This is a genomic window from Micromonospora sp. CB01531 (assembly GCF_001905095.1).
GTDB lineage: Bacteria > Actinomycetota > Actinomycetes > Mycobacteriales > Micromonosporaceae > Micromonospora.
Genome location: NZ_LWLS01000109.1, coordinates 19,120 through 40,700, shown reverse-complemented (window position 1 = coordinate 40,700; position 21,581 = coordinate 19,120). Strand labels below are relative to the sequence as shown.

The following is a 21,581-nucleotide window of genomic DNA, read 5'->3' as shown; positions in this document are numbered from 1 at the left end:
ACAACAACACAACATAACAAAGCACTACTAGTGACCTTCCGATAATCTCCGTCGCAGACTCCGAGCGGTCGGTCTCCTGGGACCGGCCCTCGAAGTAGAGGAGCGCATCGCATGCACTGGCCCCCACGCTGGCTCGCCGCTGGCGCGGTCGGCGCGCTGGTGGTCGGGTTCGCCGCACCGGCGTCCGCCGACCCGCCCGCCCGGACCACCGCCCCGGCACCGGCCGCGTCCATCCCGGGTGCCGCGCCCGCCCGCATCACCCTCATCACCGGCGACCGGGTCGAGCTGGCCCAGGCGGCCCCCGGCCGGGTCGCCGCCACCGTCCACCCCGGCCCCGGCCGCGAGCGGATCACCTTCCAGACCGTGTCGGCCGACGGCGGGCTGCGCGTCCTGCCCAGCGACGTCGTGCCGTACGTCTCCGCCGGGGTGCTCGACGCCGACCTGTTCGACGTGCAGAAGCTGGCCGCCGAGGGGTACGGCGACGCCGCGCAGGGGGCACTGCCGCTGATCGTCCGCTACCAGGAGCCGGCGGCCGGCCGGCTCCGACCGCTGGCCGGGGCCACCGCCGCCCGGCCGCTCGAGAGCATCAACGGCGCGGCGCTGCGCGTCGCCAAGGGCGACCTCGGCCAGCTGTGGAGCACGCTGAAGGTCGCGCCGGCCGCGCGGACCGCCGCGAACGGGCCGGTCCGGCTCGGCGCCGGCATCGCCCGGGTCTGGCTGGACGGGCGGGTCCACCCGGCGCTGGAGCACAGCGTGCCGCAGATCGGGGCCCCCGCCGCCTGGGCGGCCGGCCGGGACGGCGCGGGCGTCCGGGTCGCGGTCCTCGACACCGGAGTCGACGCCACCCACCCCGACCTGGCCGGCCGGATCGCCGAGACGCAGGACTTCACCGGCGGCGGCAGCGCCCGTGACGGGCACGGCCACGGCACCCACGTGGCGGCCACCATCGCCGGCAGCGGCGCCGCGTCCGACGGGCTGCGCAAGGGCGTCGCGCCCGGCGCGAAGCTGCTGATCGGCAAGGTGCTCGACGACGGCGGCAGCGGCTACGACTCGGGGATCATCGCGGGTATGGAGTGGGCCGCCCACTCCGGCGCGAAGGTGATCAGCATGAGCCTCGGCGGCCCGGCCACCGACGGCACCGACCCGATGAGCCAGGCGGTCAACGACCTCACCGCCGAGACCGGCGCGCTGTTCGTGATCGCCGCCGGGAACGATGGCGCGGCGGGCACCGTCGGGACGCCGGGCGCGGCTGCCGCGGCGCTCACCGTCGGTGCGGTGGACCGCGACGACAACCTGGCCGACTTCTCCAGCCGTGGTCCGCGCCTGGGCGACAACGGCCTGAAGCCGGAGATCACCGCGCCGGGCGTCGGTATCGTCGCCGCCCGCGCCGCCGGCACCGCCATGGGTACGCCGGTGGACGACGCGTACACGCGGGCGTCGGGGACGTCGATGGCGACCCCGCACGTCGCCGGGGCAGCGGCGATCCTCGCCCAGGAACACCCGGACTGGACCGCCGGGAAGCTCAAGGACGCGCTGGTCAGCACGACGAAGGCGAACCCCGCGCTGACCGTCTTCGAGCAGGGCGGCGGCCGGGTCGACGTGGTCCGCGCGCTGGGCCAGCGGGTGTACGGGTCAGCCACCGCCGACTTCGGCCGGTTGAACACCGGCGGTGTGGCGGTGGAGCGGACCGTGACGTACACCAACGGCACCGGCGCGGCGCAGACCCTGCGGCTGGCGCTGCAGCTGCGCAACCTGGACACCGGTGCGGCCGAGCCGGACGGGGTGTCGCTCGCCGGCGCGGAGGTGACGGTGCCGGCCGGCGGCAGCGTGAACGTCCCGCTGCACGCCGACCCGGCGAAGCTGGACCGCGGGGTGTACGGCGGGTGGCTGGTGGCGACCGGTGCGGACGGTGTCGCGGTGCGGACCGCCATCGGCCTGACCCTCAGCGGCCCGCTGCACTCCGTCACCATCAAGGCGCTGGACATGCAGGGGCAGCCGGGCGGCGCATCGGTGGTGACGCTGTTCGGCGAGCACCGGGAGTCCGACCGGCTCGGCTACCTCTTCCGCGGGATGGAGTGGCAGGTGCAGGTCGAGGAGGGCCCGTACCTGCTTCAGGGGCTGATCGAGCACGGCGTCCCGCTGGACGAGCAGCTCACCCTGGTCACCGACCCCGAGCTGACCGTCGACCGGGACCTGACCCTGGTGCTCGACCCGCGCGAGGGCACGCCGGTGCGCATCGAGACGCCGAAGCCCAGCGAGCAGCGGGACACGCTCAGCTTCTACGAGCATCGCGTCTTCGGCAACGGCCGGCAGGTCGACCACGGTGTGATGGCGTTCAGCACGGTCCAGCAGGTGAACGTCACGCCGACCCGGCCGGTGCGCCAGGGCGAGTTCGAGTTCGCCTCCCGCTGGCAGTTGGTCGCCCCCATGGTGGACGCCCGGGTCAGCAACGTCTCCGGTCCGCTGGACATCAACCTGTTGGGTCGGTCGCCGGCCCCGGCCGGCCGGCGGAAGCTGCCGCTGGTCTGGGCGGGTGACGGCACCGCCGCCGAGCTGGCCCGGGCCGGGGTTCGGGGCACGGCCGCGCTGGTCGCCGGTAGCTACGACCGTGCCGAGGGGGACCAGATCGCCGACGCCACGGCGGCCGGCGCCGCGATGGTGCTCATCGTCCGCGTGGCGGACGACAGCGCGTGGACGGTCTGGCGTCCGGACGGGGACCGGCTGCCGATTCCGTCGCTGGTGGTCGCGCACGACGACGGGCAGCCGATGATCGCGGCGGCGAAGAGCGGCCGGGCCACCCTGGACGTGACGCTGACCGTGGACAGCCCCTACCTGTACGACGTGTGGCAGGTGTCGCCGGGGCGGGTCCCGGATCGGATCGTGCACCGGGTCACCGCGGACAACACCGCCGAGGTGACCGCCCGCTACGCCGACACCGGCGGGTTCGACTGGGCCAGCGAGCAGCGGTTCGGGTGGCGTCCCTGGCAGCAGTACTCGTGGAACGACGACCAGCGGATGGTGCGTACCGGCACCGTGCGGCAGGAGTTCGTCAGCGCCGGGGACTCCTGGTGGCAGCAGCGGGTGCTGCACCGGCTGCCCTGGTCCGACTGGGGCCCGCTGGTCGGCGGGCTCGTCCAGCCGCCCCGGCGGTACGCCGCCGACGACCGGGTCACCGAGACGTGGCACGGCGCGGTGGTCCGGCCGGCCGTGCCGGCGGGCGGCGGGGCGCCGGTGCCCGCGCGTACCGGCGACATCCTGAACCTGCGGGTGGCCGAGTTCGTCGATGCGGACGGCCACTCCGGCCCGGCCCGGTTCAGCGAGGAGTGGGACAGGGTGCAGGCCCGGCTGAGCCGGGACGGGGAGCAGATCGCCGACCTCTCCCGCGACTGGGCTCCGGTGCCGACCACCCCGGGTGCGGCCCGCTACCGGCTGGACCTCAGCACCGAGCGGTCGTCGGAGGAGTGGCGCTGGGCCACGCGTACCGACACGGCGTGGCAGTTCACCTCGGCCCGGCCGGCCGGGGACGCCGCCCAGCCGCTGCCGCTGCTGCAGGTGGACTACCAGGTCCCCGCCGACCTGCACGGCGAGGTGCCCGGCGGCCGACCGCACCAGCTCGGGCTGACCGTGCGCCAGCCGGCCGGCGTGCCGGCGCCGACGGGCGTCGGGATTCGAATCGAGGTGTCCTTCGACGGCGGGCGGACCTGGCAGTCGGTGCCGGTCCACGGCTCGGGCACCCGGTTCACCGCCATGGTGCCGGCCGGGCACGGCACGGTGTCGTTGCGGGTGCACGCCGATGACCGCGCCGGCAACAGCGTCGACCAGACCGTGCTCGACGCGTACGGGCTGCGCTGACGGGGACGGGGCGGGGCGGCTCCCGGCCGCCCCGCCCCGTCGCCTCAGATCCAGCCCCGGCGTGCGGCCTGGAATGCAAGCCCCGGCCGGGTGTCCACGCCGGCGACGGTCATCAGGTCGGCCAGCCGCCGCTGCACGGTACGCCGGCTCACCCCCAGCTGGGAGGCGATGGACTTGTCCGGGACGCCGGCCACGAACAGGGCGAGCAGCCGAACCTCGTCGGGGTCCGGCCGGTAGCCGTCGACGGCCTGCCCGTCGACCGGCGGGGCGGACGAGCGCAGCGGCGTTGATATCCGCCAGTAACTCTCGAAGAGGGCGATCAGCGCGTCGAGCAGTTGGCTGCGGCCGATCACCGCGGCGCTCGGTTCGCCGCTCTCCCGGTCCGGCACCAGCGGGCAGATCGCCGTCCGGCCGTCCACGATGGCCAGCCGCACCGGCAGCCGGTCCAGCACCCGGGCCTGCTCTCCGGCGCGTACGCCCCGCTCGATGTCCTCGAGCCCGCCCGGTTCGAGGAGCATCTCGCGCTCGTAGATGGCCCGGTAGCGCACCCCGCGGGCCAGCGCGTCGAACTCTTCGACGTTGTCCTGGCCGGGCATGGCCAGCGGGTTGGCCCGGCAGAACCAGAGCACCTCGTCCCGGGCGCCGTTCTGCGCGTCCCGCAGGCGCTCGCGGAGCACCCGCGCCCCGGTGATCACCTCCACCAGGTGGTCGGCGTCGTGCCGCCGCATCCCGGCGCGGTACTCCTCGGTCAGCTGGGTGACCGCCGCGCGGGCCGCCTCCAGCGCCTCCTGCCGGCGCAGCAGCGCCTCACCGAGCGGGACGTCGGGGGCCAGCGGCCGCAGCGGCCCGTCCGGCTCCGGCCCGATCGGCAGCACCAGCCCCTTGCCGCGCAGGGCCTCGAGCTGCGCGACGACCTCCGCGCGCGGCCGGCGGAGCCGTTCGACGAGCTCCTCGACCCGGGCCGTGGTGAGCTGGACGAGGGAGCGGTACAGCTCCTCCTCGCCGGGGGTCAGGCCGATCACGTCCAACACGGGGCAGAACTGTACGACGTCAAGCGCCATGCCCCGATGCGGCGTCGCCGGCTGGTCAACTGTCGGGGGCCGCGTCTACTGTCAGGTGCTGTGCTGGAAGAGCTGCGCATCACCGGACTGGGCGTCATCGAGGACACCACGCTGCCGTTGACCGGCGGGATGAACGTCATCACCGGGGAGACCGGTGCGGGCAAGACCATGGTGGTCACCGGCCTCGGCCTGCTCTTCGGCGGTCGGGCCGACGCCGGTCGGGTGCGCGCCGAACCGGGCCGCGCGGTGGTCGAGGGGCGGCTGCGCCTGCTCGGCCGGGTGGCCGAGACGGTGCACGCCCGGGTCACCGACGCCGGCGGCGAGCCCGACGAGGACGGGTCGCTGCTGCTGAGCCGTACGGTCACCGTGGAGGGCCGCTCGCGGGCGCATCTGGGCGGCCGGAGCATGCCGGTGTCGATGCTCGGCGAGGTGGGCGAGCAGGTGGTGGCGGTGCACGGCCAGTCCGACCAGCTCCGGCTGCTGCGCCCGGCCGAGCAGCGGGCCGCGCTGGACCGGTTCGCCGGCCCGGAGCACGAGAAGCTGCTCGACGCGCTGCGCGAGGCGTACACCCGGTGGCGGGCGGTGGTCGACGACCTGGCCGACCGGCGGCGCAACGCCCGCGAGCGCAACCAGGAGGCCGACCTGCTCCGCCTCGGCCTCGACGAGATCACCCGGGTGGACCCGCAGCCCGGCGAGGACGACGAGCTGAAGGCGGAGGCGCAGCGCCTGGAGCACGCCGAGGGGCTGCGTACCGCGGCCCAGCTCGCCCAGCAGTGCGTGGCCGGCGGGGTCGAGGCGGCCGACGACACTCCCGACGCCACCGCGCTGCTCGGCACCGCCCGGCGCACCCTGGAGGCGCAGGCCGGCACCGACCCGGCGCTCGGCGAGCTGGCCGTCCGGCTGGAGGAGGCGGCCACCCTGGTCGCCGACGTCGCCGCGGAGCTCTCCGCGTACCTGGCCGCGCTGGACGCCGACCCGGCCCGCCTGCAGGCCGTCTACGAGCGGCGGGCCGCACTGCGCGGGCTGACCCGCAAGTACGCCGACGACGTCGACGGGGTGATCGCCTGGGCCGAGCGGGCCCGCACCCGACTGTCCGACCTGGACACCTCAGACGAGCTGCTCGACGAGCTGGAGAAGGAGTCGTCCCGGCTGGCCGGGGAGGTGGCCGAGCTGGCCGGGCGGGTCGCCGGCTCGCGTCAGGAGGCGGCGGTCCGCTTCGCCGAGCAGGTCACCGTCGAGCTGGCCGGGCTGGCCATGCCGCACGCCCGGATCGAGGTGGCGGTGCTGCCGCGCCCGGTGGGGCGGGCCGAGCCGAGCCTGTCGGTCAACGGGGTGGAGGCCGGCGTCGGCCCGGACGGCGCCGACGAGGTGGAGTTGCGCCTGCTGGCCCACCCGGGCGCGCCCGCGCTGCCGTTGCAGCGGGGCGCCTCCGGCGGTGAGCTGTCCCGGGTGATGCTCGCCATCGAGGTGGTCTTCGCCGGTTCCGGTGGCCCGCCCACCCTGGTCTTCGACGAGGTCGACGCGGGCGTCGGCGGCCAGGCCGCGGTGGAGATCGGCCGGCGGCTCGCCCGGCTGGCCCGCAGTCACCAGGTCCTCGTGGTCACCCACCTGCCGCAGGTCGCCGCGTTCGCCAACCGGCACCTCGTGGTGGCCAAGGACACCGGGGGAGCGGTGACCACCAGTGGGGTACGTGTGGTGGAGGACACCGAGCGGGCCCGGGAGTTGGCCCGGATGCTCGCGGGTTTGCCCGATTCCGATCTGGGTATCGCCCATGCCGAGGAACTCCTGGCCGTGGCGGCCAAGGAAAGGCGCCCGTGATCCCCGGATTGTGAGCGCAAGCACACCAGCGTGCGCCGTGGTGTGCTTCCCTGGGTAGGCGGCCCTGCTCAGGCATGTCGCGACAGCAATACCTGCCTCACATGCCAGGATGGTCACGATGCGTCTACCCACGTTGCGCCGGACCCGGAACGCGGAACCGGGCTCAGTCCGCGGCACCGCGCGCCTCGACCGCCGGACGAAGCGGCTGGTCGGCCGGCTCCGGCCCGGGGACATCGCGGTCATCGACCACGTCGACCTGGACCGGGTGGCGGCCGACTCGCTGGTCGCCGTCGGGGTCGCCGCCGTGCTCAACGCCAAGCCCTCGGTCTCCGGGCGGTACCCGAACCTGGGCCCCGAGGTGCTGATCTCCGCCGGTATCCCGCTCCTGGACGACCTCGGCGAGTGCGTCTTCGAGCAGATCCGCGAGGGCGATCAGGTCCGGATCGAGGGGAACACGGTCTACGTCGGCGAGGAGCCGGTGGCGCACGGCGCGCTCCAGGACGCCGAGACGGTGGCCAAGTCGATGGCCGACGCCCGGGAGGGGCTGTCGGTGCAGTTGGAGGCGTTCGCCGCCAACACGATGGACTACCTCAAGCAGGAACGCGACCTGCTGCTCGACGGCGTCGGCGTACCGGACATCGAGACCCAGGTCCAGGGCCGGCACTGCCTGATCGTGGTCCGCGGGTACGACTACAAGGCCGACCTGGACGTGCTGCGCCCGTACATCCGGGAGTTCAAGCCGGTGCTGATCGGCGTGGACGGCGGCGCCGACGCGCTGGTCGAGGCGGGCTACACCCCCGACATGATCATCGGTGACATGGACTCGGTCACCGACGACGTGCTGCGCTGCGGCGCCGAGGTGGTCGTGCACGCCTACCCGGACGGCCGGGCGCCCGGCCTCGCCCGGGTGACCGCCCTCGGTGTGCCGGCGATCACCTTCCCGGCCGCGGCCACCAGCGAGGACCTGGCCATGCTGCTGGCCGACGAGAAGGGCGCGTCGCTGCTGGTGGCCGTCGGCACCCACGCCACCCTGGTGGAGTTCCTCGACAAGGGCCGGGGCGGCATGGCCTCGACCTTCCTGACCCGGTTGAAGGTGGGCGGCAAGCTGGTCGACGCCAAGGGCGTGAGCCGGCTCTACCGCCAGGGCATCTCCGGCTCCTCCCTGCTGCTGCTGGTCCTGTCGGCGGTGGCCGCGATGGCCTCCGCGGTGGCGGTCTCCACGGTCGGGAAGGCGTATTTGGGCGTGGTCTCCGAATGGTGGGACAATTTTGTGTTCCAACTCGGCCAGCTCTTCTAGCCCCCGACCGATCAAGAGGCTGCAAGCGTGATCAATTTCCGCTACCACGTGGTGTCCCTGACCGCGGTCTTCCTGGCGTTGGCGATCGGCCTGGTGGTCGGCACGGCCGCCCTGAACGGGCCGGTCGCCGACTCGCTCAAGGAGAACGTCAACGCGCTGCGCAAGGACAACCAGCAGATGCGCCAGACGGTCAACAGCCTCCAGAAGGAACTGGACATGGAGGAGGACTTCGCCGCCGAGACGGCGCCGCTCATCCTCCCCGGCAAGCTGACCGGCCGCCGGGTGCTGGTGGTCAGCCTGTCCACCGGCCGGGAGCACACCGAGGGCGTGGTGAAGATGCTCCAGCTCGCCGGGGCCAATGTCACCGGCCGGATCGACATCCAGGACAAGTTCATCAGCCCGGACAGCGCGACCAACAACAACCTGCTGGAGCTGGCCGTCACCGCCGCCCGCCCCAACAGCGTGCCCACCGGCAACCTGCCGGGCAACGGGCACGGCGTGGAGACCTCCAGCGCCCTGCTGGCCAGCGTCCTGCTGGACCGGCCGGCGGGCAGCCCGCCGGTCACCGACGCCGATCGGAAGGTGGTTCTGCAGACGTACGCGACCGCCGGGTACCTCACCTCGGAGAACAACAAGGTCGCGGGGCCGGCCGAGGCGGTCGTGCTGGTCACCGGGCAGCCGTACGTCGACAAGGACTCGGCGAAGAAGGACGAGTCGGTGGTGAAGATCGCCGAGCAGTTCGACCACAACGGGGCGCTCGTGGTCGGCGGCATGGGCTCGGCCGGCGGCAACGTGGTCGCCGTGGTCCGGGGCGACCCGGTGCTCTCGCAGACCATCTCGACCGTCGACAACGCCAACACCGTGCAGGGTCAGGTCGTCACCGCGCTCGCCCTGGTGCAGCAGCTGACCGAGAAGAAGGCCGGCCAGTACGGTGTCGGTGACAACGCCGCGGGCGGGCTGTTGCCTAAACTGCCGCAGTGACCGAGCGGGCGTCCGCTCTGCACCGCGTCGCGCTGGATATCCGGATCGGAGGAGTCGCGTGAGACTGGGTCGGCTGCTGGCCGTCGGCGCGGGGGCGGTAGCCGCCCGCTACGTGCTGCGGGCGGTGCGTATATCGCCGGGCGCGCCGGCGCTCGAGCGCACCAACTTCCGCGGTCGCACAGTCACCCTGGCCGCCGGTCCGGCCCTGGCCGTCGGGGCCGCCACCGCGGGCGCACTCGGCGCGGGCAGCGCCCCTGCCGGCGCCGCCGCCCTCGTCGCCGGCGTGGGCGCCGGCACGGTCGGGCTGTACGACGACGTCGTCGGCGCGCGGCCCGAGCAGAAGGCGGCCAAGGGCTTCGCCGGGCACCTGGCCGCGCTGCGCGAGGGCCGGATCACCGCCGGACTCGTGAAGATCGTCGGGGTGGGGGCCGCCGGCCTCGGCGCGGCCGCGCTGCTGGCCGCCGACCGCCGGGTCGCCGCCCATCCCCGCCGGCAGCGCGCCGGCACCTTCGGCCGCGGGCTGGACGTGCTGCTCGGCGCCGGCGTGGTGGCCGGCACCGCCAACCTGGTCAACCTGCTCGACCTGCGCCCCGGCCGGGCGCTCAAGTCGGGGATGCTGCTCGGCGCGCCGCTGTCCACCGGCCCGTACGGCGGCATCGCCGCGGGCGCGGTCGGGGCCGCCGCCGGGCTGATCCGGGAGGATCTCGACGAGCGGGTGATGCTGGGCGACAGCGGCGCGAACGCGCTCGGCGCGCTGCTCGGGGTCAGCCTGGCCGCGCGTACCGGGCCGCTGGGCCGGGCCGGCGTCCTCGCCGTGCTCGCCGCCCTCACCGCCGCCAGCGAGAAGGTCAGCTTCACCCAGGTGATCCAGCAGACCCCGGGGCTGCGGGAACTCGACGCGCTGGGCCGGCTCGAAAACTGACGTGACGAAACCGGCCCCCCTCGCCGGCACCGGCCGGGTGGCCGGAGCGGCCGCACTCATCGCCGTCCTCACCGTGGTCAGCCGGCTCGCCGGCTTCGGCCGGACCGCCGTCTTCACCTGGACGCTCGCCCCCACCGACCTCGGTGGCGCGTACGTGGTGGCGAACAACCTGCCGAACTTCATCTTCGAGATCGTGGCGGGCGGGGCGCTGGCCAGCCTCGTCGTGCCGCTGCTGGCCGCGGCGGCCGACCGGGGCGACCGGCGGGCCGTGGCCGCCACCACCGGCGCCCTGCTCACCTGGGTGCTCGCCCTGCTGGTGCCGCTGGCCGGGCTGGTCGCGCTGCTCGCCGACCCGCTGGTCGCGCTGCAGGGCTCCGGCCTCAGCGAGGTGCAGCAGCAGGCCGGGGCGCGGATGCTGCGGCTGTTCGCCCCCCAGCTGCCGCTGTACGGCGTCGGCATCGTGCTGACCGGGGTGCTCCAGGCGCACCGGCGGTTCGCCTGGCCGGTGATCGCCCCGCTGCTGTCCAGCGTCACCGTCATCGCGGTCTATTTCGGCTTCACCGCCGCGGAGGGGCGACTGGCCACCGTGGCAACGGTGGGCGGGGGTGGTGAGCTGCTGCTCGCCGGCGGCACGACGCTCGGCGTGGTGGTGCTCTCGCTCTCCCTGCTCGTCCCGCTGCGCCGGCTGCGGCTGCCGCTGCGGCCCGGCTTCCGGTTCCCCGCCGAGGCCCGGGCCCGGGTCGGTGCGTTGGCCGTCGCCGGGCTGGTGACCGTCGCCGCCCAGCAGGTCGCCCTGATCGTGGTGCTCAACCAGGTCTCCTACGGGTCGAAGGCCAACCCGGGCATCTACAACATCGCGCAGACCATCTACTTCCTGCCCTGGGCGGTGCTGGCCGTGCCGCTCGCCGTGGCCGCGTACCCGACCCTGGCGGCGGCCCGGGCGGCCGGCGACGAGCGGACCTACCGAGCCACCCTGGCCACGCCGGTGCGTGGGGTGGTGCTGTTCAGCCTGCTCGGCGCCGCCGCGCTGGTCGGCACGGCGATCCCCGTCGGGCACTTCTTCTTCGCGCCCGAGGCCGCCCGTACGGCCGCGGCCGGGATCGCCGGTTTCGCCCCCGGTCTGCTCGGCTACGGGCTGTTCGCCGTCCTCACCCGGGCCCTCTACGCCCGGGGGGAGACCCGCTCGGCGACCGCCGCCACCGCGGTCGGCTGGCTGACCGTGCCGGTCCTGGCGGTCCTGCTCGGGCACCTGATGCCGTTGGCCGACCGGGTGCTGGCGGTGGCCCTCGCCACCTCCGCGGGCATGCTGCTGCTCGGCGGCCTGCTGATCGCCGCCGTGGTCCGCTCCGCCGGCCGGGCCGCCCTGGCCGGCGTCGGTCGGGCCGGGGCCGCCGGCCTGCTCGCCGCTGCGGTCGCGGGGCTCGGCGGGGCCGCCACCGCCCGCTGGCTCGCCGGCCTCGGGACCCCGACGGCATCCGGGGCGCTCGTGCAGGGCATGCTGTCCGGGGCCGTGGTCGGCGCCCTGTTCCTCGCCGTAGCCTGGCTGACCGACGCGCGGGACGTGCGGCCGCTGCTCGCGGCCGTGACCCGCCGGCTCGGGCGGCGACGACCGCGGGCCGCCGCCGACACGCCGGAGGAGCAACGCCCCCCGGAGCGGGGCGACGGGAAGGAGACTCTTACCCGGTGAGCGCGAGGAGTGAGCCGGGTTTGCGAGCCCCGCAGTCGCGAACGGAGGGGAAGCAATGACGGACGCCTCGTCGGCGCCGCGGTGGCCCGGCTCGGTCGCCCTGGTGCTCGCCTCCAGCACCGGCGGGGTGGGCCAGCACATCCGCTCGGTGGCCCGCGGCCTGACCGCCGCCGGCACGTCCGTGCTGGTCTGCGGCCCGGCCGCCACCCAGGACCAGTTCGACTTCACCGGGGTGGGTGCCCGGTTCGCGCCGGTGGAGATCCCGGCCAGCCCCACGCCGGCCGACGCACGGGCGGTCGCCGCGCTGCGCCGGGCGCTGTCCGGCGCCGAGGTCGACGTCGTGCACGCGCACGGGCTGCGGGCCGGCCTGGTCGCCGTCCTCGCCCGGCCGGCCGCCCCGCTGGTGGTCACCTGGCACAACGCCGTCCTCGCCGGCGGGCTGCGCGGCCGGCTGTCCCGGCTCGCCGAGCGGATCGTCGCCCGCTCCGTGCGGGTCGCCCTGGGCGCCTCCGACGACCTGGTGGCGCGGGCCGCCGCCCTGGGCGCCGCCGACGCCCGCCTCGCCCCGGTCGCCGCGCCGACGCTGCCCCCGCCGCGCCGCCGCCGGGCCGCCGTCCGCGCCGAGTTCGGGGTCGCCGCCGACCGCCCGCTCATCCTCTCCGTGGGCCGGCTGCACCCGCAGAAGCGGTACGACATCCTGGTCGACGCCGCCGCCCGGTGGCGTACCCGGAACCCGGCGCCGGTGGTGGTGATCGCCGGCAGCGGGCCCGCGTACCTCCAACTCGCCGCGCGGATCTCGACCGCCCGGGCCCCGGTGACCCTGCTCGGGCACCGCACCGACGTGGCCGACCTGCTCGCCGGCGCCGACCTCGCCGTGGTGACCAGCGACTGGGAGGCCCGGCAGCTGTTCGCCCAGGAGGCGTTGCGCGCCGGCGTACCGCTGGTGGCGACCGCCGTCGGTGGCCTGCCGGAGCTGGTCGGCGACGGCGCGGTGCTGATCCCGCCGGGCGACGTCGACGCGGTGGACACGGCGGTCCGCGCCCTGCTTGACGACGAGGCCGGGCGGGCCGACCTGGCCCGCCGCGGCGCCGCCCGGGCGGCGACCTGGCCGACCGAGGCGGACACGGTGGCCACCCTGGCCGCCCTCTACGCCGAACTGGCGCCCGAGCTGTCGACGGGGGCCCGGTGATGCTGCGTCGACTGGCCCCGGTCCTGCTGACCCTGCTGGTGGTGGTGCTCGGCGTCACCGCGCTGACCGCCCGGCCGCAGCACGGCAGCCCCGGCCGCAGCGCCGACTTCGTGGTGCTGGCCGGGGTGGCCGGGCTGCGCTGGGACGACATGGACCCGGAGACCACCCCCACCCTGTGGCGGATGGCGGAGGAGGGCTCCATCGGCTCCCTCTCGGTACGCTCCGCGCACCGGCCCACCTGCCCGGTCGACGGCTGGCTCACCCTCGGCGCGGGCAACTTCGCCGCCTGGAACGGCAGCCGCCCGGCAGGTGGCTGCCCGGCCGCCGGAGTGACCGTCGAGCGGCCCGACAGCATCGGCGCCAACCTGCCCGACCAGGAGAGCGTCGTCGCGTACAACCAGGACAAGCTCGCCTGGGGGGCCACCCCGGGCGCGCTGCCCGAGTCCGTGCGCTGTTCGGTGGCGGTCGGGCCGGGCGCCGCGGTGGCCGCCGCCCGCCCGTTCGGCCGGGTCGACCGGTACGAGCCGGTCCTGCCCGCCGATCCGGCGCGGCTGCTCGGCTCGTGCGTGCTGAGCATCGTCGACCTGGGCAGCGTCGACGGTGAGAACCCGGCGACCCGGGCCGCCCAGGCCCGGCAGGTGGACGCCCAGCTCACCCGGGTGCTCGCCGCCCGACCGCCCCGCTCAGCGGTGCTGGTCGCCGGCGTCGGCGACACCGAGGCGCCGTCGCGGCTGCAGGTGGCCATCGCCCACGGTCCGGGCTGGGAGCGGGGCTGGCTGACCTCGCCGAGCACCGGCCGGGAGGGCTACCTGCAACTGGTCGACCTGGCCCCGACCGCCCTGGCCGCGCTGGGCCGGCCGATGCCCGAGCGGCTCTTCCTCGGCCGGCCCGCCGTCTCGGTCGGCGGCCGGCCGGACGACCTGCGCAGCGCGATCGACGCGCCGGCCGACGCGGACCGCGAGGCGGCCGCCCAGCGCGGCGTCGCCGGCTGGTTCTTCGGCCTGCTCGCCGCCGCCCAGGTGGCCCTCGCCGTCGCGGTGCTGCCCCTGCTGCGCCGGGCCCGCCGGCATGCCGGCCCGCACGGACCCGAACCGGTGTCCCGGCGGGTGGTGGCGGTCGTGGAACTGCTGCTGATCGCCGCCGCGCTCGCCGTGCCGGCCGCCCTGCTCGCCGATGCGGCGCCGTGGTGGCGGGGGGAGTACGCCGGCTGGTGGTTCGGCCTGGTGACCGTCCTGCTGATCGTCGGTGGCACGGCCGCCGTCCGGTTCAGCCCGGGCTACGAGCGCACCCTCGGCCCGCTCGGCGCGGTGGCCGGCCTGGCCGCGCTGGTGGTCGGGGTGGACGTGCTCACCGGCTCCCGGTTGCAGCTCAACGGCGTGGTCGGATACTCCGCCCTGGAGGGCGGCCGGTACACCGGGCTGGGCACCGTCGGGCTCGGCGTGTTCGTCGCCGCCTCGCTGCTCTGCGGGGGCTGGCTGGCACAGCGCGTGCCCCGGGCCTGGCGGCTGATGGTGATGGTCGCGGTCGGCGGCGCCGCCGTGGTCGTCGTGGGCAGCCCGTACCTGGGGGCGGACTCGATCGGCGCGATCGCGCTCACCGCCGGGGTGAGCGTCGCCGCCGCGATCTGCACCGGTGGCTGGCTGACCGTGAGCCGGCTGGCCTGGGCCACCATGGCCGCGCTGGCGCTGACCATCGGCTACGCGGTCGTCGACCTGCGCCGCCCGGCGGTCGAGCGGGGCAGCGTCGGCCGGTTCCTGGCCGCGCTCGGCGACGGCACCGGCGGGCTCACCGTGCACCGCTCCAGCGCCGCCAACCTGCAGACCCTGGTGGACAGCCCGCTCACCATGCTGGCCCTGGCCGGCGCCGCGCTGGTCTGGCTGGCCCTGCTCCAGCCCTGGGGCGGGCTGATGCGGCTGTTCGGCATCTACCCGGCGATCCGGGCGGCGATGGCCGGCACCGGCGTGGCCGCCGGCATCGGCGGGGTGCTGGGCGGCTCGGCGCTGGACGTGGCCGGGGCGGCAGGTGCCCTGGTGGTGCCGATCGCGGCCCTGGCGGCCCTGCGGGTGCTCGACCATTCCACCGACCGCACCCAGCCCGGCAGCGGCCGGCCGGGCGACGAGAGCGGGCTGCGGCCGGCCGGCCCCGGTGACGACGGGGACCACTCCAGGAGCGGACACCCGCCCCGAACCGCCGATCCGGGCGCCGACGACGGCGGCGGTTCCGACGCCTCGGAAACCGACGAGGGCACGCGGGCCCGGGCCGACGCGCGCCCGGCCCGGGTGCCCGCCCCGGCCCGTCCGGCATCGACGGAGGTCCCCACGGCGTGAGCCGGACCCGGCTTCACGTGCGCCGACGCCGGGTGCCACGCCGGTCCGGGCAGGGAAACGTGTTACCGTGGAATCCCGTGGATCGCGTGATCACTTCGGTGATCGGCACGGCGGTTCGCACGACCGCTACGGACGACACGGGAGCAGGCCTTGGCCCCTTCAGCACGGACGACCAGGCACATTTTCGTCACCGGGGGCGTCGCCTCCTCGCTGGGTAAGGGCCTCACCGCCTCCAGCCTCGGCAACCTGCTGACCGCGCGCGGGCTGCGCGTGGTGATGCAGAAGCTCGACCCGTACCTCAACGTCGACCCGGGAACGATGAACCCGTTCCAGCACGGCGAGGTCTTCGTCACCGAGGACGGCGCCGAGACCGACCTCGACGTCGGCCACTACGAGCGGTTCCTCGACCGGGACCTGTCCGGCAAGGCGAACGTCACCACCGGGCAGATCTACTCGGCCGTGATCGCCAAGGAGCGGCGCGGCGAGTACCTCGGCGACACCGTCCAGGTCATCCCGCACATCACCAACGAGATCAAGTCGCGGATCCTCGGCATGGGTGAGCCGGACGCCGACGGCCAGGTGCCCGACATCGTGATCACCGAGGTCGGCGGCACGGTCGGCGACATCGAGTCGCTGCCGTTCCTCGAGGCGATCCGTCAGGTCCGCCACGACCTGGGCCGGGACAACTGCTTCTACCTGCACGTCTCGCTGGTGCCCTACCTGGCGCCGTCCGGCGAGCTGAAGACCAAGCCGACCCAGCACTCGGTCGCGCAGCTGCGCAGCATCGGTATCCAGCCGGACGCCCTGGTGCTGCGCTGCGACCGGGACATCCCGGACAAGGTCAAGGAGAAGCTCTCCCTCTACTGCGACGTGGACCGGGAAGCGGTCACCGCCGCCCCGGACGCGCCGAGCATCTACGACATCCCCAAGGTGCTGCACCGTGAGGGCCTCGACGCGTACGTGGTGCGCCGGCTCGGCGTCTCGTTCCGTGACGTCGACTGGTCCCGCTGGGACGACCTGCTGGACCGGGTGCACCAGCCGCAGCACACGGTGACCGTGGCGCTGGTCGGCAAGTACGTCGACCTGCCCGACGCGTACCTGTCGGTGAGCGAGGCGATCCGGGCCGCCGGTTTCGGCCACCGGGCCCGGGTGCAGCTGCGCTGGGTGCCGAGCGACGACTGCGTCACCCCGGCCGGGGCGGCCGCCGCGCTGGCCGGCGTGGACGGCATCGTCATCCCGGGCGGGTTCGGCGTCCGCGGCATCGAGGGCAAGATCGGCACTGCCCGGTACGCCCGGGAGAACGGCGTCCCGCTGCTCGGCCTCTGCCTCGGCCTGCAGTGCATGACCATCGAGGCGGCCCGCCACCTGGCCGGTCTGGACGGGGCGAACTCGCTGGAGTTCGACGAGGAGGCCCGGCACCCGGTCATCGCTACCATGGCCGACCAGGAGGACATCGTCGCCGGCAAGGGCGACCTGGGCGGCACCATGCGGCTCGGGGCGTACCCGGCGAAGTTGGCCGACGGCTCGCTGGTCGCCGAGGCCTACGGCAGCACCGAGGTCAGCGAGCGGCACCGGCACCGCTACGAGGTGAACAACGCCTACCGCGACCAGCTCACCAAGGCCGGCCTGCAGATCTCGGGCACCTCGCCGGACGGGCGGCTGGTCGAGTTCATCGAGCTGGACCGGAAGCTGCACCCGTTCTTCGTGGCCACCCAGGCGCACCCGGAGCTGAAGAGCCGGCCGACCCGGCCGCACCCGCTGTTCGCCGCGTTCGTCAAGGCCGCCGTCGCGTACTCCCAGGCCGACCAGCTTCCGGTCGACCTGGCGACCGCCCCGCCGGAGGCCGCGGCCGCGAAGGCGAGCCGCAACGGCGCCGCCGCGGCGAAGGCGACCTCCGCGTCGTGAGCGAGCGGAGCGAGCGAGCCATCAAGCTCAGTAGCGTGGCGCCTCGCGCCGCCGTCGCCTGCAGCGAGGCGGCGGCGTGAGCGCGGTCGAGCACCGGTACGAGGTGACCGCGCATCGGGAGATCTGGTCCGGCCGGATCTTCCAGGTGGTCAGCGACGACGTCACCATGCCGGGCGGCGGCACCGCGGCCCGCGACTACGTCACCCACGTCGGCGCGGTGGCCGTGGTGGCGCTCGACGACGCCGGCCAGGTGGTGCTGATCCGGCAGTACCGCCACCCGGTCGGCCGGCACCTGTGGGAGCTGCCGGCCGGGCTGATGGACGTCAGCGGCGAGGACCTGGCCGCCGCGGCGGCCCGGGAACTGGCCGAGGAGGCCGACCTGACCGCCGGGACCATCGACGTCCTGGTCGACCTGCACAGCTCGCCCGGCTTCTCCAACGAGGTGGTCCGGGTCTTCCTGGCCCGCGATCTGGCCGACGTGCCCGCCGATCAGCGGCACGACCGGCGCGACGAGGAGGCCGACCTGCAGGTGGTCCGGGTCGGGCTCGACGAGGCGGTGCGGATGGTGCTGGCCGGCGAGATCACCAACGTGGCCTGCGTGGCCGGGGTGCTCGCCGCCGCCCGGGCCCGGGAGACCGGCTTCACCGAGCTGCGCCGGCCGGGGGCGCCGCTGCCCCGCTGAGCCGGATCGGACAGACAGCGGGGCCGCGCGGTGGTGACACCGCGCGGCCCCGCTCGTCGATGCCGGCGCTCAGTCGCGCAGCGGGCGTCCCTGGCCGTCGACGCCGCCGTTGACCAGGATCAGGATGCCGTCGACGAGGCCCCAGATCGCACCGAAGCCGCAGGTCACCAGGGTCACCACGAGCTGGATCACGCCGATCTTGACATCGCCCATGTAGAACCGGCCGATACCGAAACCGCCAAGGAGGATCTGCAGGATGCCGGCGACGATCTTGCTCTTGTCCGAGACACCCTGCGGGGGGTACTGCTGGTAAGGAGTGGTCATGAGCGGACACCCTAGTGATCCACAGGCGTCCTGTCCGCACTGGCACTCCAACGGTGGGACGATGTTTATCCAATAGTGTCCTGACGGCTGAGGCGGTCTCCACCGCCCAGCCCGGTTCACGCCTGACACATCGTCAGGACCACCGGGCACCGGATGTCACTGTGCTGCCCTCCGCGGAGTTCGCACGGGCCTAGACTGCCGCCGGCGGGACCGGTGGACTGCGTCGGCAAAGGGGCCGCCGCGGCGCCGCAGCCGGGGTGAGCAGCCCCGAAAGAAGGTGTCTGCATCGTGAAGGTCGGAATCCCCCGCGAGGTCAAGAACCACGAGTACCGGGTGGCGATCACGCCCGCGGGCGTCAACGAGTTCACCCGCCACGGCCACGAGGTGTTCGTCGAGTCCGGCGCGGGCGTCGGTTCCAGCATCACCGACGACGAGTTCACCGCCGCCGGCGCGAAGATCCTGCCCACCGCCGACGAGGTCTGGGACGCCGCCGAACTGGTGCTCAAGGTCAAGGAGCCGATCGCCGAGGAATACCACCGGATGCGCGAGGGGCAGGTGCTCTTCACCTACCTGCACCTGGCCGCCTCCCGGGAGTGCACCGACGCGCTGCTCGACCGAAAGGTCACCGGCATCGCGTACGAGACCGTCGAGCTGCCCGACCGCTCGCTGCCGCTGCTCGCCCCGATGTCCGAGGTGGCCGGTCGGCTCGCCCCGCAGGTCGGCGCCTTCTACATGATGCGCACCGGCGGTGGCCGGGGCGTGCTGCCCGGCGGCGTCTCCGGCGTGTACGCGGCCAAGACCGTGGTCATCGGCGCCGGCGTCTCCGGCATGAACGCCGCCGCCATCGCGCTCGGCCTGCAGTCCGAGGTGCTGCTGCTGGACAAGAACGTGGCCCGACTGCGCCAGGCCGACGCCATCTACCGCGGCCACCTGCAGACCGTCGCCTCCAACGCGTACGAGATCGAGCGGGCCGTGCTCGACGCGGACCTGGTCATCGGCGCGGTGCTGGTCCCCGGCGCGAAGGCGCCGAAGCTCATCTCGAACGAGCTGGTCTCCCGGATGAAGCCGGGCAGCGTGCTCGTCGACATCGCCATCGACCAGGGCGGCTGCTTCGAGGACTCACGTCCCACCACGCACGCCGACCCGGTCTACAAGGTGCACGAGTCGATCTTCTACTGTGTGGCGAACATGCCCGGCGCGGTGCCGAACACCAGCACCCACGCGCTGACCAACGTCACCCTGCCGTACGCCCTGGAGTTGGCCAACCGCGGCTGGCGGGAGGCGCTGCGGGTCGACCCGGCGCTGGCGCTGGGGCTGAACACCCACGCCGGTCACGTGGTCTACGGCCCGGTCGCCGAGGCGCACGACATGGACGTCCTCCCGCTGGCCGACGTCATCGGTTGAGAGACGACAGCCTGACCAGCACAGTGGACGGGGCCGGCCCGGGCGAGCAGCCCGGGCCGGCCCTGCGCCGTGCCGTCCGGGGCTACCTGGACCATCTCACCGTCGAGCGGGGACTGTCCGCGAACACCCTCACGTCCTACCGCCGCGACCTGGAGCGCTACCTGACGACCCTGGCCGCCGCCGGGGTGACCGACCTGGCCGCCGTCGGCGCCGCCGAGGTGGAGAGCCATCTGGCCCGGCTGCGGGCCGGTGACGCCGAGCACCCGCCGCTGGCCGTGTCCTCCGCCGCCCGCGCCGCCAGCGCCGTCCGCGGCCTGCACCGCTTCGCGCTGCGCGAGGGGCTGGCCGGCGCCGATCCCAGCCGCGACGTCCGCCCGCCCACCCCGCCCCGCCGGCTGCCCCGCGCCCTGCCGGTCGAGGACATGCTCCGGCTGCTGGAGACCGCCGGCCCGGTCACCGCCGCCGGCGACGCGGCGCCCCGCGCGCTGCGAGACCGGGCCCTGCTGGAGTTCCTGTACGGCACCGGGGCCCGGATCTCCGAGGCGGTCGGCGCCGCGGTGGACGACCTGGACCTTGACGAGGGCACGGTGCTGCTGCGCGGCAAGGGCGGGCGCACCCGCCTGGTCCCGATCGGCGGGTACGCCGTCGAGGCGCTGCGCGCCTGGCTGGTCCGGGGCCGTCCGGCGCTGCTCGCCGCCGGGCGGGGCACCCCGGCCGTCTTCGTCAACGCCCGCGGCGGACCGCTGACCCGGCAGGGCGCCTGGGCCGTGCTGCGCCGCTCGGCCGAGCGGGCCGGCCTGCCGGTGGACGGCCCCGGCGCGGTATCCCCGCACACCCTGCGCCACTCCTACGCCACCCACCTGCTCGACGGCGGCGCCGATGTCCGGGTGGTGCAGGAACTGCTCGGTCACGCCTCGGTGACCACCACCCAGGTCTACACGTTGGTCACTGTGGACCGGCTGCGTGAGGTGTACGCGACCGCCCACCCGCGGGCGCGTGGCTGACCGCTGACGGGCGGCCCGGAGCCGCCGGCCGGCCGACACGCCGACCCGGTACCGAACGCGCTGCTGGCGGGTGGCGTACAGTCGGCATCGGCGCGGACCTCATGGGGCGACACCGGGGTGCGCAGCGGCGCCGCGAAGGACGTCGGACGGCTCCGACACCGGGTGGTCGTCGGGAGGGGGCAACGAGGACATGGCTGGCAACGAGAACCGTGCCGAGACCTGGACGTCGGAGCTCCGCGAGCAGCAGGCGACGCTCGGCTCCGACCTCGGCCCCGCCGACCCGGCCGCGTACACCATGCGCAAGCCGATCCCGGAGCCGATGCCGACCGACCGGCACGGGCCCGCGCGGATCATCGCGATGGCCAACCAGAAGGGTGGCGTCGGCAAGACCACCACCACCATCAACCTGGGCGCCGCGTTGGCCGAGTACGGCCGCAAGGTGCTGCTGGTCGACTTCGACCCGCAGGGCGCTCTCTCCGTCGGCCTCGGCGTCAACCCGCACAACCTCGACCTGTCGGTCTACAACCTGCTCATGCAGGACGACGTCACCGCGGACGACGTGCTGATCAAGACCGACGTGGCCGGGCTGCACCTGCTCCCCGCCAACATCGACCTCTCCGCCGCCGAGATCCAGCTGGTCAACGAGGTCGCCCGCGAGATGGCCCTGGCCCGGGTGCTCAAGACGATCCGCAAGGAATACGACTACATCCTGATCGACTGCCAGCCCTCGCTGGGCCTGCTGGCGATCAACGCGCTGACCGTGGCGCACGGCGTGCTCATCCCGCTGGAGTGCGAGTTCTTCAGCCTGCGCGGCGTCGCGCTGCTGCTGGACACCATCGACAAGGTGCGCGAGCGGCTCAACTTCGATCTGGAGCTCGAAGGCATCCTCGCCACCATGTACGACAGCCGCACCACCCACTGCCGGCAGGTGCTCCAGCGGGTGGTGGAGGCGTTCGGCGACAAGGTCTACCAGACCGTGATCACCAAGACCGTGAAGTTCCCCGAGTCGACCGTGGCCGGCGCGCCGATCACCACCCTCGACCCGGCCTCCTCCGGCGCCCGCAACTACCGGCAACTGGCCCGTGAGGTGATCGCCGCCCAGGCGGAGCGGTAGGCCGAACGCCGGGT

At 74.5% G+C, this 21,581-nt stretch carries 15 protein-coding genes; 13 read left to right on the top strand and 2 right to left on the bottom strand.

The features are described from left to right. Positions 1-111: 111 nt before the first annotated feature. Complete coding sequence (locus A6A27_RS33595; RefSeq protein ID WP_073838683.1) at positions 112-3,852, top strand: S8 family serine peptidase; 3,741 nt, start codon at positions 112-114, stop codon at positions 3,850-3,852. Positions 3,853-3,896: 44 nt separating this feature from the next. Here the strand turns inward: A6A27_RS33595 and A6A27_RS33590 are convergent, their stop codons facing one another. After that, a complete protein-coding gene (locus A6A27_RS33590; RefSeq protein WP_083673087.1) occupies positions 3,897-4,883 on the bottom strand; it encodes a helix-turn-helix domain-containing protein in 987 nt (328 codons plus the stop codon). A 90-nt stretch (positions 4,884-4,973) separates the two neighbouring features. Between A6A27_RS33590 and recN the strand changes: the two genes are divergently transcribed. From recN to A6A27_RS33545, 9 genes are all read left to right on the top strand, one after another. After that, a complete protein-coding gene (gene recN, locus A6A27_RS33585; protein WP_073838681.1) occupies positions 4,974-6,731 on the top strand; it encodes a DNA repair protein RecN in 1,758 nt (585 codons plus the stop codon). Positions 6,732-6,849: 118 nt separating this feature from the next. Further along, the gene (gene steA / locus A6A27_RS33580; RefSeq protein WP_073838680.1) at positions 6,850-8,028 is read left to right on the top strand and encodes a putative cytokinetic ring protein SteA; all 1,179 of its coding nucleotides are present in this window, start codon (positions 6,850-6,852) and stop codon (positions 8,026-8,028) included. Positions 8,029-8,055: 27 nt separating this feature from the next. Continuing rightward, positions 8,056-9,009: a copper transporter gene (locus A6A27_RS33575; RefSeq protein WP_073838679.1), complete on the top strand. Its 954-nt coding sequence runs from the start codon at positions 8,056-8,058 to the stop codon at positions 9,007-9,009. Between the two features lie 58 nt (positions 9,010-9,067). Then, positions 9,068-9,931, top strand: a complete 864-nt coding sequence (locus A6A27_RS33570; protein WP_073838678.1) for a hypothetical protein — start codon at positions 9,068-9,070, stop codon at positions 9,929-9,931. Position 9,932: 1 nt separating this feature from the next. Next, positions 9,933-11,618, top strand: a complete 1,686-nt coding sequence (gene murJ, locus A6A27_RS33565) for a murein biosynthesis integral membrane protein MurJ (RefSeq protein WP_073838677.1) — start codon at positions 9,933-9,935, stop codon at positions 11,616-11,618. 55 nt (positions 11,619-11,673) lie between these two features. Beyond that, on the top strand, positions 11,674-12,807 hold the full coding sequence (locus A6A27_RS33560) for a glycosyltransferase family 4 protein (RefSeq protein ID WP_073838676.1): 1,134 nt from the start codon (positions 11,674-11,676) through the stop codon (positions 12,805-12,807). Further along, positions 12,807-15,134: a hypothetical protein gene (locus A6A27_RS33555; protein ID WP_073838687.1), complete on the top strand. Its 2,328-nt coding sequence runs from the start codon at positions 12,807-12,809 to the stop codon at positions 15,132-15,134. Before A6A27_RS33560 ends, A6A27_RS33555 begins: the two co-directional genes overlap by 1 nt. Before the next feature lie 150 nt (positions 15,135-15,284). Continuing rightward, positions 15,285-17,039, top strand: coding sequence for a CTP synthase (locus A6A27_RS33550; protein WP_073838675.1), 1,755 nt, complete (start codon positions 15,285-15,287; stop codon positions 17,037-17,039). 76 nt (positions 17,040-17,115) lie between these two features. After that, positions 17,116-17,721, top strand: a complete 606-nt coding sequence (locus A6A27_RS33545; RefSeq protein WP_073838674.1) for an NUDIX domain-containing protein — start codon at positions 17,116-17,118, stop codon at positions 17,719-17,721. Positions 17,722-17,790: 69 nt separating this feature from the next. Here the strand turns inward: A6A27_RS33545 and A6A27_RS33540 are convergent, their stop codons facing one another. Then, complete coding sequence (locus A6A27_RS33540; protein WP_083673085.1) at positions 17,791-18,045, bottom strand: TM2 domain-containing protein; 255 nt, start codon at positions 18,043-18,045, stop codon at positions 17,791-17,793. Positions 18,046-18,333: 288 nt separating this feature from the next. Between A6A27_RS33540 and ald the strand changes: the two genes are divergently transcribed. The 3 genes from ald to A6A27_RS33525 all read left to right on the top strand — a co-directional run bounded on the left by ald (position 18,334) and on the right by A6A27_RS33525 (position 21,567). Further along, positions 18,334-19,449, top strand: coding sequence for an alanine dehydrogenase (gene ald / locus A6A27_RS33535; RefSeq protein ID WP_073838673.1), 1,116 nt, complete (start codon positions 18,334-18,336; stop codon positions 19,447-19,449). Continuing rightward, the gene (locus A6A27_RS33530) at positions 19,446-20,453 is read left to right on the top strand and encodes a site-specific tyrosine recombinase XerD (RefSeq protein ID WP_241825582.1); all 1,008 of its coding nucleotides are present in this window, start codon (positions 19,446-19,448) and stop codon (positions 20,451-20,453) included. The genes ald and A6A27_RS33530 overlap by 4 nt, the downstream gene beginning before the upstream one ends. 190 nt (positions 20,454-20,643) lie before the next feature. Further along, positions 20,644-21,567 carry a ParA family protein gene (locus A6A27_RS33525; protein ID WP_073838671.1) on the top strand — a complete coding sequence of 308 codons (924 nt, stop codon included), beginning with the start codon at positions 20,644-20,646 and terminating at the stop codon, positions 21,565-21,567. The last annotated feature ends 14 nt before the right edge of the window (positions 21,568-21,581 follow it).